Source organism: Pseudomonas sp. (assembly GCF_050739655.1).
Lineage (GTDB): Bacteria > Pseudomonadota > Gammaproteobacteria > Pseudomonadales > Pseudomonadaceae > Aquipseudomonas.
Map to the genome: position 1 here is coordinate 1 of NZ_JBOIBY010000416.1, position 15,159 is coordinate 15,159.

At 59.2% G+C, this 15,159-nt stretch carries 14 protein-coding genes; 4 read left to right on the top strand and 10 right to left on the bottom strand.

Features of this window, described 5'->3' with window-relative positions:
- Positions 1 to 127: 127 nt before the first annotated feature.
- A complete protein-coding gene (fadD1, locus tag ACRESJ_RS20305; RefSeq protein ID WP_057399018.1) occupies positions 128 to 1,828 on the bottom strand; it encodes a long-chain-fatty-acid--CoA ligase FadD1 in 1,701 nt (566 codons plus the stop codon).
- A gap of 380 nt (positions 1,829 to 2,208) precedes the next feature.
- On the bottom strand, positions 2,209 to 3,897 hold the full coding sequence (gene fadD2 / locus ACRESJ_RS20310) for a long-chain-fatty-acid--CoA ligase FadD2 (RefSeq protein WP_431759487.1): 1,689 nt from the start codon (positions 3,895 to 3,897) through the stop codon (positions 2,209 to 2,211).
- 357 nt (positions 3,898 to 4,254) lie between these two features.
- On the opposite strand from fadD2, the gene ACRESJ_RS20315 reads away from it, so the two are divergent.
- Together ACRESJ_RS20315 and ACRESJ_RS20320 are read left to right on the top strand one after the other, a co-directional pair.
- Positions 4,255 to 5,199, top strand: coding sequence for a lysophospholipase (locus ACRESJ_RS20315; RefSeq protein WP_431759488.1), 945 nt, complete (start codon positions 4,255 to 4,257; stop codon positions 5,197 to 5,199).
- Positions 5,200 to 5,240: 41 nt separating this feature from the next.
- Complete coding sequence (locus ACRESJ_RS20320; protein ID WP_431759489.1) at positions 5,241 to 5,711, top strand: MaoC family dehydratase; 471 nt, start codon at positions 5,241 to 5,243, stop codon at positions 5,709 to 5,711.
- Positions 5,712 to 5,774: 63 nt separating this feature from the next.
- On the opposite strand, the gene ACRESJ_RS20325 is transcribed toward ACRESJ_RS20320, so the two are convergent.
- The 4 genes from ACRESJ_RS20325 to ACRESJ_RS20340 form a co-directional block, all read right to left on the bottom strand.
- Positions 5,775 to 6,638 carry an efflux RND transporter periplasmic adaptor subunit gene (locus tag ACRESJ_RS20325; protein ID WP_431759490.1) on the bottom strand — a complete coding sequence of 288 codons (864 nt, stop codon included), beginning with the start codon at positions 6,636 to 6,638 and terminating at the stop codon, positions 5,775 to 5,777.
- 10 nt (positions 6,639 to 6,648) lie between these two features.
- Positions 6,649 to 6,855 carry a DUF1656 domain-containing protein gene (locus ACRESJ_RS20330; protein ID WP_431759491.1) on the bottom strand — a complete coding sequence of 69 codons (207 nt, stop codon included), beginning with the start codon at positions 6,853 to 6,855 and terminating at the stop codon, positions 6,649 to 6,651.
- Complete coding sequence (locus tag ACRESJ_RS20335) at positions 6,842 to 8,830, bottom strand: FUSC family protein (protein ID WP_431759492.1); 1,989 nt, start codon at positions 8,828 to 8,830, stop codon at positions 6,842 to 6,844. Before ACRESJ_RS20335 ends, ACRESJ_RS20330 begins: the two co-directional genes overlap by 14 nt.
- 157 nt (positions 8,831 to 8,987) lie before the next feature.
- A complete protein-coding gene (locus ACRESJ_RS20340) occupies positions 8,988 to 9,455 on the bottom strand; it encodes a ferritin-like domain-containing protein (protein ID WP_431759493.1) in 468 nt (155 codons plus the stop codon).
- 203 nt (positions 9,456 to 9,658) lie between these two features.
- On the opposite strand from ACRESJ_RS20340, the gene ACRESJ_RS20345 reads away from it, so the two are divergent.
- Entirely contained in the window at positions 9,659 to 9,895 is a 237-nt protein-coding gene (locus ACRESJ_RS20345; RefSeq protein WP_065259339.1) for a DUF3820 family protein, read from the top strand.
- A 47-nt stretch (positions 9,896 to 9,942) separates the two neighbouring features.
- Positions 9,943 to 11,124, top strand: a complete 1,182-nt coding sequence (locus ACRESJ_RS20350) for an aminotransferase class V-fold PLP-dependent enzyme (RefSeq protein ID WP_431759494.1) — start codon at positions 9,943 to 9,945, stop codon at positions 11,122 to 11,124.
- Between the two features lie 2 nt (positions 11,125 to 11,126).
- Here ACRESJ_RS20350 and ACRESJ_RS20355 read toward each other — a convergent pair whose 3' ends face one another.
- From ACRESJ_RS20355 to zwf, 4 genes are all read right to left on the bottom strand, one after another.
- Positions 11,127 to 11,843: an intradiol ring-cleavage dioxygenase gene (locus tag ACRESJ_RS20355; protein ID WP_431759495.1), complete on the bottom strand. Its 717-nt coding sequence runs from the start codon at positions 11,841 to 11,843 to the stop codon at positions 11,127 to 11,129.
- A gap of 268 nt (positions 11,844 to 12,111) precedes the next feature.
- Positions 12,112 to 12,777: a bifunctional 4-hydroxy-2-oxoglutarate aldolase/2-dehydro-3-deoxy-phosphogluconate aldolase gene (locus ACRESJ_RS20360; RefSeq protein WP_431759496.1), complete on the bottom strand. Its 666-nt coding sequence runs from the start codon at positions 12,775 to 12,777 to the stop codon at positions 12,112 to 12,114.
- Positions 12,778 to 12,794: 17 nt separating this feature from the next.
- Positions 12,795 to 13,508 carry a 6-phosphogluconolactonase gene (gene pgl / locus ACRESJ_RS20365; protein WP_431759497.1) on the bottom strand — a complete coding sequence of 238 codons (714 nt, stop codon included), beginning with the start codon at positions 13,506 to 13,508 and terminating at the stop codon, positions 12,795 to 12,797.
- Positions 13,495 to 14,964 carry a glucose-6-phosphate dehydrogenase gene (gene zwf, locus ACRESJ_RS20370; RefSeq protein ID WP_431759498.1) on the bottom strand — a complete coding sequence of 490 codons (1,470 nt, stop codon included), beginning with the start codon at positions 14,962 to 14,964 and terminating at the stop codon, positions 13,495 to 13,497. Before zwf ends, pgl begins: the two co-directional genes overlap by 14 nt.
- Positions 14,965 to 15,159: the final 195 nt, after the last annotated feature.

Genomic DNA, 15,159 nt, shown 5'->3' on the forward strand with positions numbered 1-15,159 from the left:
CGATAACGCGGGGTGCCTGGATGCCCGCGTTGTCTGTACCTTTTTCGCGAGCATGCTCGCTCCTACAGAGGATCGGTGTTGCCAGCCGACCAACAAAAAGCCCCGCATCTGCGGGGCTTTTTGTTGATTACGCGGTGGCTTTCTTCGCGTTGATCTTCTTCAGCTCTTCATCGCGCAATTCACGACGCAGGATCTTGCCGACGTTGGTGGTCGGCAGTGCATCGCGGAATTCCACGGAGCGCGGGACCTTGTAGCCGGTGACGTTGGCGCGCATGTGCTCCATCACCTGTTCCTTGGTCAGGGTCACGCCCGGCTTGGCAACGATGAAAATCTTGATCGCCTCGCCCGATTTTTCGTCCGGCACGCCGATGGCCGCGCATTGCAGCACGCCCGGCAGGGTAGCCAGCACGTCTTCGAGCTCGTTCGGGTACACGTTGAAACCGGAAACCAGGATCATGTCTTTCTTGCGATCGACAATGCGCATGAAGCCATCGGGCTGGATCAGCGCGATGTCACCGGTCTTCAACCAGCCTTCGCTGTCGAGGATCTCGTCGGTGGCTTCCTGGCGTTGCCAGTAACCCTTCATGACTTGCGGCCCCTTCACGCACAGTTCGCCGATTTCGCCCAGCGGCTGCTCGACACCGGCATCGTTGATGACTTTGCACAGGGTCGACGGCACCGGAATGCCAATGGTGCCGACCTGGATGTGCTGGATCGGGTTCACCGTCGCCACCGGACTGGTTTCGGTCATGCCGTAGCCTTCGCAGATGGCGCAACCGGTCACCGCTTTCCAGCGTTCGGCCGCGGCCAGTTGCAGGGCCATGCCGCCCGACAAGGTAACTTTCAGCGCGGAGAAGTCCAGCTTGCGGAAACCTTCGTTGTTGCACAGGGCCACGAACAGTGTGTTCAAACCGACAAAGCCGCTGAACTTCCACTTCGACAGTTCCTTGACCATCGCCGGCAGGTCGCGCGGGTTGCTGATCAGGATGTTGTGGTTGCCCGCCAACATCATCGCCATGCAGTGAAAGGTGAACGCATAGATGTGGTACAGCGGCAGCGGCGTGATCAGGATCTCGCAACCTTCATTGAGGTTGGACCCCATCAGCGCCTTGCACTGCAGCATGTTCGCCACCAGGTTGCGGTGGGTCAGCATCGCGCCCTTGGCCACGCCGGTGGTACCGCCGGTGTATTGCAGCACCGCGACATCGCCGCTGGCCGGGTTGGCTTCCGCCACTGGCTGGCCCAGGCCTTTGCTCAGCACGTCGTTGAACTTGACGGCTTTTGGCAAGTGATAGGCCGGCACCATCTTCTTCACGTACTTGATGACGCTGTTGACCAGCAAGCGCTTGAGCGGCGGCAGCAGGTCGGCGACTTCGGTGACGATCACGTGCTTGACGCCGGTTTTCGGCACCACGGTTTCAGCCAGGTGCGCCATGTTGGCCAGGCAGACCAGGGCCTTGGCTCCGGAGTCGTTGAATTGGTGCTCCATTTCCCGCGCGGTGTACAGCGGGTTGGTGTTGACCACGATCAGCCCGGCGCGGATGGCGCCGAAGACGGCAACCGGGTACTGCAACACGTTGGGCAGTTGCACGGCGATTCGATCGCCGGGCTGCAAGTCGGTATGCTGTTGCAGGTAAGCGGCAAACGCACCGGACAATTCGTACAGTTCACCGTAGGTGAGTGTCTTGCCCAGATTGCTGAATGCCGGCTTGTTGGCGAAGCGTTGGCAGGATTGCTTCAACACTGCCTGAATATTCGGATACTCGTCGGGATTGATGTCGGCAGCAATCCCGGCTGGGTACTTATCCTTCCAAAAGTCTTCGATCATGGAAGCCCACTCCTCAGCAACGCGAATTCAGCACCGCATTTGATGCGATTATTATTGGTGTTTGGCCATTGGTAAATCTGGCTGATAGAAGGCCGAGAAGTCACAAAGCGCGCCGAGAGTAGCAGCTTTGCAAAGGGTCGACTAGAGCCAAAAGCGGCCTCTATGGTCACAATAGTGACTCAAGAATGACAAGCGGTCATTTTAGAGCAAAAAACCTATATATCGCTGAAAGCCCCGAAATTCGGGGCTTTCGCTTAAACGTGTAGGAGCGAGCTTGCTCGCGAAAAACGTCCGGGGAACGCGATCATTCAGACAGCGCGCGTTATAGTTGTCGTCCATGGCGAGCGGGCTCGCGCCTACAGGGATCGGCCATTCACCGATCAGGCGATATCACGCAACTCCCGCCGCAGGATCTTGCCCACTGGCGTCATCGGCAGGGACTCCCGCAGCACGATGTGCTTGGGTACTTTGTACGCCGTGAAGTTCTCCTTGCAGTAAGCCTTCAGCTCTTCAAGGCTGACGCCCGCTTCACGGGCCACCACGAACAGCTTCACCGCCTCCCCCGACCGTTCGTCTGGCACACCGATGACCGCACAGTTGGCGACTTTCGGGTGTGCCATCACCACGTCTTCGATCTCGTTCGGGTACACGTTGAAACCCGAGACAATGATCATGTCCTTCTTGCGATCGACGATACGCACGAAGCCGTCCGGGTCGATCACCGCGATATCACCGGACTTGAACCAGCCCTCGGCATCCAGCACTTCGGCCGTGGCCTCAGGTTTCTGCCAGTAGCCCTTCATGATCTGCGGGCCCTTGATGCACAACTCGCCGCGTTCGCCCAAAGGTTGTTCGACGCCGTCATCGCTGATGACTTTCAGCGCAGTGCCCGGCACCGGCAGGCCGACCGTACCGATCCGCGACTGGTCGCCATACGGGTTGGTACAAGCCACCGGCGAAGTTTCGGTCAGGCCGTAACCTTCGGTGATGCGGCAACCGGTCAGTTGTTCCCAACGTTCGGCTGTCGCCTTGACCAGCGCAGTGCCGCCGGAGTTGGTGAGCTTGAGGCTGGAGAAGTCCAGGGTCTTGAAGTCCGGGTGATCCATCAGCGCGACGAACAGCGTGTTGAGCCCCAGCAATGCCGAGAACCGCCAGTTCTTCAGTTCCTTGATGAAGCCACTGATGTCCCGTGGGTTGGTGATCAGCACGTTGTGGTTGCCCGTCACCATCATGCACATGCAGTTCGCCGTGAAGGCATAGATGTGGTACAGCGGCAGCGGCGCGATCATGATCTCCTGCCCTTCGCGCAGCAGCGGCTGGCCGTCGCTGGCCGACTGACTGAGACAGGCCCGTGCCTGTTGCATGTTCGCTACCAGGTTGCCGTGGGTCAGCATCGCGCCCTTGGCCAGGCCGGTGGTGCCGCCGGTGTATTGCAGCACGGCAATGTCGTTTAGGCCGGCGTTCAGCGGCTTGATGCCTTGGCCTCGCCCCATACGCAAAGTACTTTTGAAGGAAATGGCTTGGGGCAAGGAAAACGCCGGCACCATTTTCTTGACCTTGCTCACCAGCGTATTGACCAGCCAGCCCTTGGCCGCGGGCATGAAATCGCCCATTTTCGCTTCGATCAGGTACTGGATGTCGGTGTCGGGCAGCACTTCCTGGACTTTCTGCCCGAACATGTTCAGGTACACCAGCGCCCGGGCACCGGAATCCTTGAACTGGTGACGCATCTCTCGCGCGGTATAGAGCGGGTTGGTGTTGACCACGATCAGCCCGGCGCGCAACGCGCCAAACACGGCAATCGGGTAATGCAGGACGTTGGGCATCTGCACCGCAATGCGATCCCCCGCCACCAGATCGGTGTGGGCCTGTAAATAGCCGGCAAATGCGGCGCTGTAGCGTTCCAGTTCGGCGTAGGTCAGGGTCACTCCCATGTTGCTGAACGCCGGGCGATCAGCAAATTTCTTGCAGGAACGTTCGAACACCTCGATGACCGACTTGTAGGCGCCCGTATCGATGTCCAGGGGCACGCCGGCCGGGCGCTTGTCATTCCAGAAATCAGGTTGCATTGTTCTTGTCCTCTTTACCTGAGCCTATCCGAGCCGTTCTTCTGTCATTTCTCGTTGTTTCTTGAAACACAGGAAAACGGAGCTTCAGGGACACTAGCAGTAATGGCGAATCAGGCAAATATGCGCACGGGCGTCATAGATCGCGTGAATCTTGCTGCCCCGGCGTGGCCTGATCAGACACTTTGCTGGAGGATGGGCTATAGACTTCACTGTAGGAGCGAGCTTGTCGAATCGTCGCACCGTCGCGATGGTCGTCAACGATAACGCGGCAAACCTGACGCACCGCGGTGCCAGGGTCGCCCTTCGCGAGCAAGCTCGCTCCTACAGTGATATGTGACCGCCAGCAAAGGAATCGCAATGATCCACGACACGTTCTGGCTGACCACCAGCGACCGCAGCCGCCTCTACGTCAACCAGTGGCTGCCCGAAAGCCATCCCAAGGCAGTGATTCTGCTGGCCCATGGTATGGCCGAACACAGTGGCCGCTATGGGCGTCTGGCAGAAAAATTCTGCGATCAAGGCTTCGGCGTGTATGCAGCGGATCAGCGTGGACATGGCAAAACTGCCGAAAACGGGACGCTCGGGCATTTCGCCGACAGCGATGGCTGGGCCAAGGTGGTGGGCGACCTGGCGTGCCTGAACCAGCATATCGGCCAGCACCATCCCGGTGTGCCTATCGTGTTGCTCGGGCACAGCATGGGCAGCTACATCGCCCAGGGTTATCTGCTGCATCACAGTGCCAGCCTGCACGGGGCGATTCTCAGCGGTTCGAACTGCCAGCCCGTAACGCTTTACCGTGCGGCACGGCAAATTGCCCGTTTCGAACGCCTGCGCCAGGGCCCCAAGGGGCGCAGTGCATTGATCGAATGGTTGTCGTTCGGTTCGTTCAACAAAAAATTCAAGCCGGTGCGTACCCCATTCGACTGGCTCAGCCGCGACCCGGTGGAAGTCGATTTGTATGCCAACGACCCACTCTGCGGCTACCGCTGCACCAATCAGCTGTGGATCGATTTGCTCGGTGGGTTGCAGCAAATCAGCAAAGCGTCCAATCTCGCCCAGATCGATCCGGGCCTGCCGCTGCTGGTGATTGGCGGTGAATGTGATCCGGTGAGCGAAGGCAAGCGTCTGAGAGATCTGGCCGGCGCCCTGCGCGAGGCTGGAAGCCAGAGCCTGCAACTGACTATTTATCCGCAGGCACGGCACGAACTGTTTAACGAAACCAACCGCGATGAAGTGACTGCCGACGTGCTGGGCTGGATCAACCAGACCTTGAGCAAATCCCGGCCACATCGAACCGAATAGTTTTTTTGTGAATCTTTTAATTCGCACAGGAATTGAGACAGATGACCCAGGTTACCAACACCCCTTACGAAGCCCTCGAAATCGGCCAGACCGCCAGCTTCAGCAAGACGGTCGAAGAGCGCGACATTCAATTGTTCGCCGCCATGTCGGGCGACCATAACCCGGTGCATCTGGACGCTGAATACGCCGCCAGCACCATGTTCAAGGAACGCATCGCCCACGGCATGTTCAGCGGTGCACTGATCAGCGCTGCGGTCGCCTGCGAGTTGCCTGGGCCGGGCACCATCTACATCGGTCAACAAATGAGCTTCCAGAAGCCGGTGAAGATTGGTGACACCCTGACAGTACGCCTGGAAATTCTCGAAAAAATGCCGAAATTCCGCGTGCGCATCGCCACCCGCGTGTTCAACCAGCGCGATGAGCTGGTGGTCGACGGCGAGGCGGAAATCCTTGCGCCGCGCAAGCAGCAGAGCGTGACGCTGACTGAGCTGCCACCGATCAGCATCGGCTGATCCACTGATCACTTGTGGCGAGGGAGCACGCTTGCTCGCCACAAGACTGCAACACAACGAGACTTAACGCTCGCCCTCCTGCACCTGCACGCTCGCCGTCATCCCGGAACTCAAATTGATGCCTTCGGGGACCTTGTCCAGCTTGATCCGCACCGGAATCCGCTGCGCCAGCCTGACCCAGTTAAAGGTCGGCTCCACTTCCGCCAGCAACTGACCGTCCGGTGTGGTGTTGCGATCAGTGATCCCACGGCTGATGCTTTCCACGTGGCCCTGCAGCGCTTCCCCGGCGCTCATCAACCAGACGTTCACCGGGTCACCGATTCGAATCCGCGGCAGCTTGGTTTCTTCGAAATACGCTTGCACGTAGAAGGTCGAATCATCGATCAACGCCATCACCGATTGCCCGGCATTCACGTAGTTGCCTTCGGCCAGACGCAAGTTGGTGATGTGACCGTTGCGCGGTGCATGGACCTGGCTGCGTGCCAGATTGATCTCGGCAACCTTGGCTTCGGCCTGAGCCTCGCGCAGTTCGCCACGGGCGATGCCGGCATTGATTTGCGCGTTCTCCCGCAGCTCGGCGCTGATCGCTTGCGGCCCGAGGCTGGCACGACGGCTGGCTTCGCGCTCACGCAAGCTGAGTTGTTGCTGACGGGTCTGCACCACGGCCTGGGCTTTTTCCAGTGCAGCTTCGAAACGGTCGCGATCGATGCTCAACAACAAATCCCCGGCCTTCACCTGTTGATTATCCTGGGCCTTGAGCTCACGCACCCAACCCGACACGTCCGGGGCGATGACCACCACGTCGGCGCGGATGCGCGCATCGCGAGTCCAAGGGGTCAGCATGTAGTACTGCCATAAATGCACGCCGGCAAAAATCGCCACCGTCACCAGGCACAGGGTTACCGCAACACGTACGGGAGTACGCATATTCAACTCCTTATAAAGGCCCGAGGACGACGGTGATCACGGTCAATACACAGACGTACAGGGCACAATCAAACAACGCTTCGTGCCAGACCCACCGGCCCAGCGGCGTCAGGCGCAACAACAGGCGTAAGGCGCCCGTCACCAGCAGCGCCAACAGCACGTAAATCAGAAACGGGCTGAGCAGCACGCCACCCACCGCCCACTCACGCAAGCCCATGGCTTTCCTCCTGCTGACGACACCAGGCACGCCAGCTGCTTTGCAATTGCAGAACCGCACCTTGCGCCAGTTTCACCGCATCGTTTGGTGGCAAGGCGTACAAGGCTTGCAGCAAGGCTTCGCTGGGTTCGGCCAATGCCTGGGCGCGATTGCCAGCGGGGCCCTGTTGCAGGATTTTTTCCAGTTGTTCGAGATAACGCTGTTGCGGCGCGATAACCGGCAGCTGCGCCACCGCCAGACTCAAGCGCAGGTGCAGCAATTCATCGCCGATATCCAGCCCGAGCAAACCGTCATCCCAACGACTGCGCGCAGGCTCCGGCAGTTCGGGATAGTGCCGCGCCAGTTGCAGCAAACGATCGGCCATGCGCCCGCCAAACCAGCTTTCGGCACCGGCCAGGTTGCGCCTGGTCAGGCGTACCAGATCATCAAGGGTCGCGGCCAGTAATCGACGGCCATGCCACGCCGGGTTGCGCAGGATCAGCAAATGGAACGCCAGCACTGCCGCGCCGACACCGATCACCATGGCTTGTGCGCTGTTGAAGAACGTTGCGACGTCGAATTTCATCTGGTTCAGCGGTGCGACCAGCACAATAAAATGCAGGCAGAACGAAGTCGCCGTGGCGCCGATCTGTGGCTTGGCCATGCCCAATGCCCCGAGAAACAAGGGCACGCCCATGCCCATGCAAAGCATCGCAAAGCTGCTCCATTGCGGGAGCAGGATCTGCCCGACGATGAACGCCGCCGGAAGGGCAAGAAAAATACCCCGCATGAAACTCATGCCGATTTGCGCGCCGTTCTCACGACTGGCAAACAGACTGCACACCACACAGGTCAACAACATCGCACCTGCCGCTGCGGGCCACGCGGTCGCCAGCCAGAAAGTCGCAACCACCAGAAACGCCAGGGCGCTTCGGGCGCCGAACACCAGGGCGAGCGACAGGTCGCGGTGGGGAGTGAGGGTCTTCGGCGCAGAGACGGTTTCACCGCCCTCTTCCACCGCATGCAACGCTGCACTCGCCGCCAGGGCCGTGTCCAACAGCAGGGTGAATCGCACCAGACAGTAACTCTGTGCCGAGCTCATGGACGGGTCATGGGAAGCACTGTGCAAGCGTAGGCGCAAGGCCTGAAGGACTGCCGGGTCGGCCATCTTCAACGCGCCCTGAACCTCGCTCAGCCAAGGCAGCAATTGCGTCGACTCCCACGGCTCCAACTGCTTCCACTGCCGACGTACGGAGCGGGCGATGCGCAACAACATCAGCAGCTTCTGGCTCAATGCGCCGATGGCTCGCGCACGTTGCCGCCCCAGACGGCCTTCGAACCAGGCGTGTTCACGCTGCGCATCGACCGCGACGATCCGCCCGAGGATTTCCAACAGCCCCTTACGCGCCTGACCGTCCCCGGTTAGCGTCGCCCGCGCAGCATTCATCCCGCTTTGCCAGGCCGCACGCGCCTGATCCGCCAGTTGTCGCTCGACCCGCATTGGCCAGAGCAAGGCACTGCTGGCAGTGGCGCAGATAATTCCCAGGCAGATTTCCGTGCATCGCGCCACGGCCTGATCGAACACCGCCAACGGATGATTGATCGCTGGCAAGGCTATGATCGCCACGGTGTAGCCGGCCAGCACAAATGAATAGGACCAGGCGCTGCGAAGCAAGGTCGAGCTCGCGGTACACAAGCCGAGCCACAACGCCAACGCCAGCAAAAACAGCCAGGGTGTCTGGGCGAACAAACCCATGAACACCACGGACATGATCGTCCCGACCAATGTGCCCAAAAGCCGCGCCAGGCCCTTTTGCATCACCATTCCGGACAACGGCTGGGCCACGATAAAGGCGGTCATCAAGGCCCAGGCCGGTTGCTCCAGCCCCCAGCGCAATGCCAGCCACAGCGCTACGCCTCCGCCGATCAAAGTCTTGATCGCGAACTGCAAGGCATGGCGGTCAGGCGCGAACAACGCCTGGAAGGTGATAGGCACTAAAGACACTCTTGGGGGGACAATTTAACGATAGTCGGCTTGGACCGGTCACTTGAAAAAACAAATTATTAGCTAGCTATCTATAAGCCGTCCAGCGCTAAATCCCAGGCATAAAAAAACGCCAGGCTGGCTGGCGTTTTTGACAGTAAATTTGCGCTTAAGAACGTGCACGAGCCTGGTTGCGCAAGGCTTTCACCTGATCGTGATTGCGTTGCACACCGTGGTACTGACGTTCGACGATGTCACGAATGCCCACCAGGTTGTGCTTGTTGATTTTTTCCATGGCATCCCGGTAGGCCTTCATCGCATGGTCTTCACCACGTTCGGCTTCGTTGAGCACCGCCTCTTCATCCTTGCCGGTGAACATCGACTTCACATCGACCCAGCGACGGTGCAAATCACCGCTGACGCTGGTGGAGGTTTCCGGATCGCCGCCCATCGAACGAACGGCTGCCTGCAGCTCGGAAGCTGCGGTGGCGCAATCGGCCGAGCGTTGCACAAACAGGGTTTTAAGCTCAGGGTGTTTAATGTCTTCAGCGCAAGTCTTGAACCCTTCCTGACCGTCCTTGCTGGTTTCAATCAGGTCGTTGAGTACAGAGATCGCTTCTTTATTCATGTCGGTCATTTTTCAATTCCTTGCGTTGGTTGAAAGATGACTTAGTTATTGCAGAGCGCATGCCAGCTCAAAATCGAATAATTATTCTTTATTATTCAATGAGTTATTCTTTGTTAGAAAATCTGTATCCGTTTTTTTTGCATGATCTGTCAATTGGCCTGCATGCAGAATGCCTGTATTTTCCAGACTGACTGAATCAAGACGACTGCGTGATGAACCCTGAAAAGCTCGAACTACTGATCACCCGGGAAATGCCCTTCGGCAAATACAAGGGACGGATCATTGCCGATTTGCCTGGCCCTTATCTGAACTGGTTCGCCCGGGAAGGTTTCCCCCACGGCGAACTGGGTGGCTTGCTGGCGTTGATGCATGAAATCGATCACAACGGCTTGTCGGAACTGCTCGAACCCCTGCGTGCCAAACATGGCAAACCTGCCCCTCGCCATTGATCCATTCATCCCGACCTCGTTCTTCTCGCCTCTGATTGAGTACGCCCATGCCCGATAACACCCGCCGCGCCCGTGATGAAGCCTTTTGGCAGACCTTTGCCGACCGCTACGACCTCCAATCTGGCCCGATCAACCTGGAAAACGGTTATTTCGGACGCATGTCGCGCACCGTGGTCGAGGAATATCAGCGCAACATCGAACTGATTAACCGCAGCAATTCGGTCTACGTGCGCCAGCGTTTCGAGCAAGGCGACAGCCTGAAGATTCGCGCTCAGTTGGCCGGGTTGATTGGCGTGCCCGCCGACAGCGTCGCTCTCACCAGCAATGCCACGCAAGGTCTGCAATCGTTGATCCGCAACTACAATCGCCTGCAACCGGGCGATCAAGTGCTGATCTGCGATCTGGAGTACGACACGGTCAAGGGCGCGATGCGCTGGCTGGCGCGCCACCGGGGCGTTGAAGTGATCGAGATCGACCATGCGCATCCCGCCAGCTTCGACAGTTTGCTGTCCACCTACCGGGAAACTTTTGCGCGTTATCCACGGCTGAAGCTGATGGCGCTGACCCACGTTACCCACCGCACAGGTCTGGTGATGCCGGTGCAGGCGATTGCCACTGCCGCCAAAGAACATGGCATCGATGTGATCCTCGACGGCGCCCATGCCCTGGGCCAGTTCGAGTTCGATCTCGATGAACTGGGTATCGCTTTTGCCGCCTACAACCTGCACAAGTGGATCGGTGCACCGCTGACCCTGGGTTTCCTCTACATCGATCCCGAGCGCCTGGCCGACATCGACCCGGACATGGGTGAAATGCATTTCCCGATCACCGATGTTCGCGCCCGCACGCCCTACAGCACACCGAACATCCCGGCACTCATGACTCTGCCATTGGTGCTTGAAGAGCATGAGGCCATGTGCGGTGCAGCGGCCAAGGGCGCGCGACTCCTGTATCTGCGCAATCTGTGGGTGCGAGCGGTGCGCGAGCTGCCGGGCATCGAAGTCATGACCCCGGATGACCCGCGGTTGTATTGCGGCATTACCTCCATGCGCTTTACCGCGCATGACGACCAGCAGGCAATGGCCGAGCGGCTACTCAACGAATACAACCTGTTTACCGTCGTGCGCAATGGCGCAGCCAGTGGCCCGTGTATCCGCATTACGCCGGGGCTGACCACTACCGCTGCGCACATGAACCTGCTGGCCACGGCGCTGACGGCATTGGGCTGACGTTACACAGTGTATTTATCGAAGTCCTCGGGTTTGATCTGGTTCGACACGGCGAAGGTGTCGATGCCGATGGTCAATTGCCCGAAAAAGCCATCTTCATTGGAGTCTCGACCGAGGGTATGAATGTTCAGGGTCGAGACGTCGCCGCCCATGGTCGTGTAAAGCTCATCCTGCTCATTGCTCAGCGGCACAGAGGCGCGCCCGCTGTATTGCCGATTGCCGAGCACCGAACGCGAGGCCACTTCAGGAAAGTACAGCTGGCCAACCCAGGCCACGTGCCGCTCTTCGAGATAGTTGTTGCCCGAGGTGATTCGTACGGCCACATGAATATGCAGGGCACGGCCGGCATAGAAGCCCGGATAGATGGTAGTAAAGCGTACATTGCCCGATTGGTCGGTGAACTGCCCACCACGCAGGTAGGTGTCGTCGTCGGTTCGTGGGATTGCACCGATGTCGCCGGTGTCGACCTCCAGATCCGGATTGATTTTGCTCCAGCCTGAATAGGCTCCACGTGCGTTGCAGTGCCAGATGTCCACGAGCGCATTGCTGACAGGCTCACAGGTCATTGCATCAACGATGGTCAGGCGCAGTATCAACGGGATGCCGTCGACGCCTTCGCTGATGTTTCTCCTGATGAGTTTGGGGTTGCGGAAATATGGGCCGGCGATTTGTTCCGGGGACAGCAGGCAAACGGGTGTTGCTGGGGTGTTGGCGTCCATGACGTTCTCTCTTCCATAAGATGAACGCAGGCTAGCACCGGCCGATTTTCAGGATGCGGTAACTATGTATCGCACGATGTCCTGGCGCACGTCCCCCATGTAGGAGCTGCCGCAGGCTGCGATCTTTTGATCTTGCCTTTTGAAAATCAAAAGATCGCAGCCTCGTTGCACTCGACAGCTCCTACAGGGGCGTAGGCAAAAAAAACGGTGCACCGACCAAGCGCACCGTAAAGCCGTAAAGCACACAACGAAGTGTCGGGTGAAGCGATCAGTCCAGCAGCGCCAGGGCCTCGGCGGTGCATTCCTGAATGCGGGCCCAGTCGCCGTTCTTGATCCACTCCGGATCAAGCATCCAGCTACCGCCCACGCACATGACGTTTTTCAACGCCATGTAGCTCTTGATGTTGGCAGGGCCCACGCCGCCGGTCGGGCAGAATTTCACTTCGCCGAACGGGCCGCCCAAGGCCTTGATGGCCGCGACGCCGCCGCTGACTTCCGCCGGGAACAGTTTGAAGCGGCGATAGCCCAGGCCATAGCCTTCCATGATGCCGGAGGCATTGCTGATGCCTGGCAACAATGGAATCGGGCTGGCGACGCTGGCTTCCAGCAGATCGCGGGTGATGCCCGGCGTGACGATGAACTGCGAACCCGCCGCTTCGGCCGCGGCCAGCATCTGGCGGTCGAGCACGGTGCCGGCACCTGTGAGCAGTTCCGGACGCTGCTCACGCAGGATCTGGATGGCCTTGAGGCCGAACTGCGAACGCAGGGTCACTTCCAGGGCGGTCAGGCCGCCAGCAGCGAGGGCGTCGGCCAGGGGCAGAACGTCCTGCTCGCGAGCGATGGTGATGACCGGCAGGATCCGCGCCTTGGCGGCGAGGCTGTCGATCAGGGCAACTTTATCCGCCATGGAAACGGTCGGGGATGGATTTGTCATAGCGGCTGTTCCTTGGCTCATGGGCACCAGTAAATCTCTAACGTGGGTTGCAGAAACGCGCGAATCGGCAGTGCGGCGACATCGTCACCGGCCAATGCGGTGTTCAGGGTGGTCAGCTTGGACTGACCGGAAATCGATAGAACCTTGTGTTTGGCCGAAGCCAGCAGCGCGCGACTCATGGTCAGGCGCTGATGCGGCACGGTCGGCGCCAGCATCGGGTAGCAACGACGAACGCCGTCGGCCTGCAAGGCCTCGGCGAGGTTCGGGCTATTGGGGAACAGCGACGCGGTGTGCCCGTCATCGCCCATGCCCAATATCAGCACGTCAATCACCGGCAATTCGGAGAGCAGACGATCAGCCTGCTCCGCCGCCTGTTCCAGATTGGCGCTGGCGCTGTACAGGCTCAAGAACTGCGCCTTGGCCGCCGGGCCTTGCAACAGATACTTCTTGAGCAGGCCGGCATTGCTGTCGGCATGTTCAACCGGCACCCAACGCTCATCGGCCAGGCTGACCACGACGCTCGACCAGTCCAGCGACTGCTTGGCCAGGTGCTGGAAAAAAGCCACAGGGCTGCGACCTCCGGATACCACCAGGGTCGCGGTGCCTTGTGCGTCGATGGCATCGCTCAGTCGCTTGGCGACCGACAGCGCCAGGCCTTCGGCCAACAGCACCGGGCTCTTGAACTCACGGGCGCTGACGCCCTGAGGCAGTTTCAAATCAGATATCGCCATACCACGACCTCCCATCCCGCGTGATCAGAGCAATGGAGCTCATCGGTCCCCAGGACCCGGCCGCGTACGGCTTGGGCGCATCGCCGGATTTCTTCCAACCGGCGATCAACTGGTCACACCACTTCCACGCGGCTTCGATTTCATCTTTACGGACAAACAGGTTCTGATTGCCGCGCATCACTTCCAGCAACAACCGTTCGTAGGCGTCGGGAATCCGAGCGCTGCTCCAGGTGTCGGAAAAATTCAGCTGCAATGGACCGCTGCGCAGCTGCATGCCCTTGTCCAGGCCTTGGTCCTTGGTCATCACGCGCAAGGAAATGCCTTCGTCCGGTTGCAGGCGGATAATCAGCTTGTTGCTGATCTGCAGGCGCTGCTCGGGAGCGAAGATGTAGTGCGATGGTTCCTTGAAGTGGATGACGATCTGCGACAGTTTCTGCGGCATGCGCTTGCCGGTACGCAGGTAAAACGGCACGCCGGCCCAGCGCCAGTTGCGAATGTCGGCACGCAGCGAGACGAAGGTTTCGGTGTCGCTCTGGGTGTTGGAATTGGGCTCTTCCAGGTAGCCCGGCACCGGTTTGCCTTCGCTGTAACCGGCAATGTACTGGCCGCGAACCACTTGGGTGGTCAAGCCTTCGGGGCTGATCGGCGCCAGTGCCTTGAGCACCTTGACCTTCTCGTCACGGATGCTGTCGGCGGACAGGTCGGCCGGAGGATCCATGGCGATCAGGCAGAGCAACTGCAACAGGTGATTCTGGATCATGTCCCGCAGCTGACCGGCCTTGTCGAAGTAACCCCAGCGGCCTTCGATACCGACCTTCTCGGCCACGGTGATTTCCACGTGGGAGATGTAATTCTGGTTCCACTGGGTCTCGAACAGGCTGTTGGCGAAACGCAGGGCGATCAGGTTCTGGACGGTCTCTTTGCCCAGGTAGTGGTCGATACGGTAAGTGCGATTCTCCGGAAAGAACTGCGCCACGGCATCGTTGACCTTGCGCGAAGATTCCAGGTCCGAACCGATGGGTTTTTCCAGCACCACGCGGGTGTTTTCCGCCAGGCCGACCTTGGCCAGGTTCTCGCAGATCGCGCCGTAGACGGCTGCCGGGGTCGCAAAGTAGGCAATGACCCGTTGTGCACTACCGGCCGCTTCGGCCAGAGCCACGTAGTCTTCGGACTTGAGGAAATCGACGTGCAAGTAGCTCAGGCGAGCCAGAAAACGTTCGACCACGGCTTCGTCCAGCTCTTTGGCAGCGACGTAGCGGCGCAGTTCGGAGGCGATGAACGCCAGGTGTTCCTGCTCGCTGCCAGCCTCCCGGGCCAGCGCGATGATCCTCGTGTCCTCGTGCAAGAGGCCTGCACCATCGAGTTGATAGAGGGCAGGAAACAGCTTGCGCAAGGCCAGATCGCCCAGAGCGCCGAACAAGGCAAAGGTGCACGGTTCAACCGTAATCGAGAGCATGATGTTTGTTCTTTTATCAAGTTAAGCTACAAATACCTTTTTTCAAGGCATCACTCAAGGGAAAATGTAGTAATAACCACAACATTTTCGCAAAATACAGATTCCGAGTGGTGGTCGGTCGGAGCCATCAGTAGGATAGGCCACCGTTACGGGCCTCACCAAAGGCCCTTTTTGCATTAGCCGCGCGCTTATCGG

Coding starts and splice junctions, on each gene's coding strand:
- ACRESJ_RS20330 (WP_431759491.1), bottom strand. CDS start 6,855: ATGGGCTTGCGTGAGTGGGCGGTGGGTGGCGTGCTGCTCAGCCCGTTT.
- ACRESJ_RS20355 (WP_431759495.1), bottom strand. CDS start 11,843: ATGGACGCCAACACCCCAGCAACACCCGTTTGCCTGCTGTCCCCGGAA.
- ACRESJ_RS20345 (WP_065259339.1), top strand. CDS start 9,659: ATGAACCCTGAAAAGCTCGAACTACTGATCACCCGGGAAATGCCCTTC.
- fadD2 (WP_431759487.1), bottom strand. CDS start 3,897: ATGCAACCTGATTTCTGGAATGACAAGCGCCCGGCCGGCGTGCCCCTG.
- ACRESJ_RS20340 (WP_431759493.1), bottom strand. CDS start 9,455: ATGACCGACATGAATAAAGAAGCGATCTCTGTACTCAACGACCTGATT.
- ACRESJ_RS20350 (WP_431759494.1), top strand. CDS start 9,943: ATGCCCGATAACACCCGCCGCGCCCGTGATGAAGCCTTTTGGCAGACC.
- ACRESJ_RS20320 (WP_431759489.1), top strand. CDS start 5,241: ATGACCCAGGTTACCAACACCCCTTACGAAGCCCTCGAAATCGGCCAG.
- fadD1 (WP_057399018.1), bottom strand. CDS start 1,828: ATGATCGAAGACTTTTGGAAGGATAAGTACCCAGCCGGGATTGCTGCC.
- ACRESJ_RS20315 (WP_431759488.1), top strand. CDS start 4,255: ATGATCCACGACACGTTCTGGCTGACCACCAGCGACCGCAGCCGCCTC.
- zwf (WP_431759498.1), bottom strand. CDS start 14,964: ATGCTCTCGATTACGGTTGAACCGTGCACCTTTGCCTTGTTCGGCGCT.
- pgl (WP_431759497.1), bottom strand. CDS start 13,508: ATGGCGATATCTGATTTGAAACTGCCTCAGGGCGTCAGCGCCCGTGAG.
- ACRESJ_RS20360 (WP_431759496.1), bottom strand. CDS start 12,777: ATGACAAATCCATCCCCGACCGTTTCCATGGCGGATAAAGTTGCCCTG.
- ACRESJ_RS20325 (WP_431759490.1), bottom strand. CDS start 6,638: ATGCGTACTCCCGTACGTGTTGCGGTAACCCTGTGCCTGGTGACGGTG.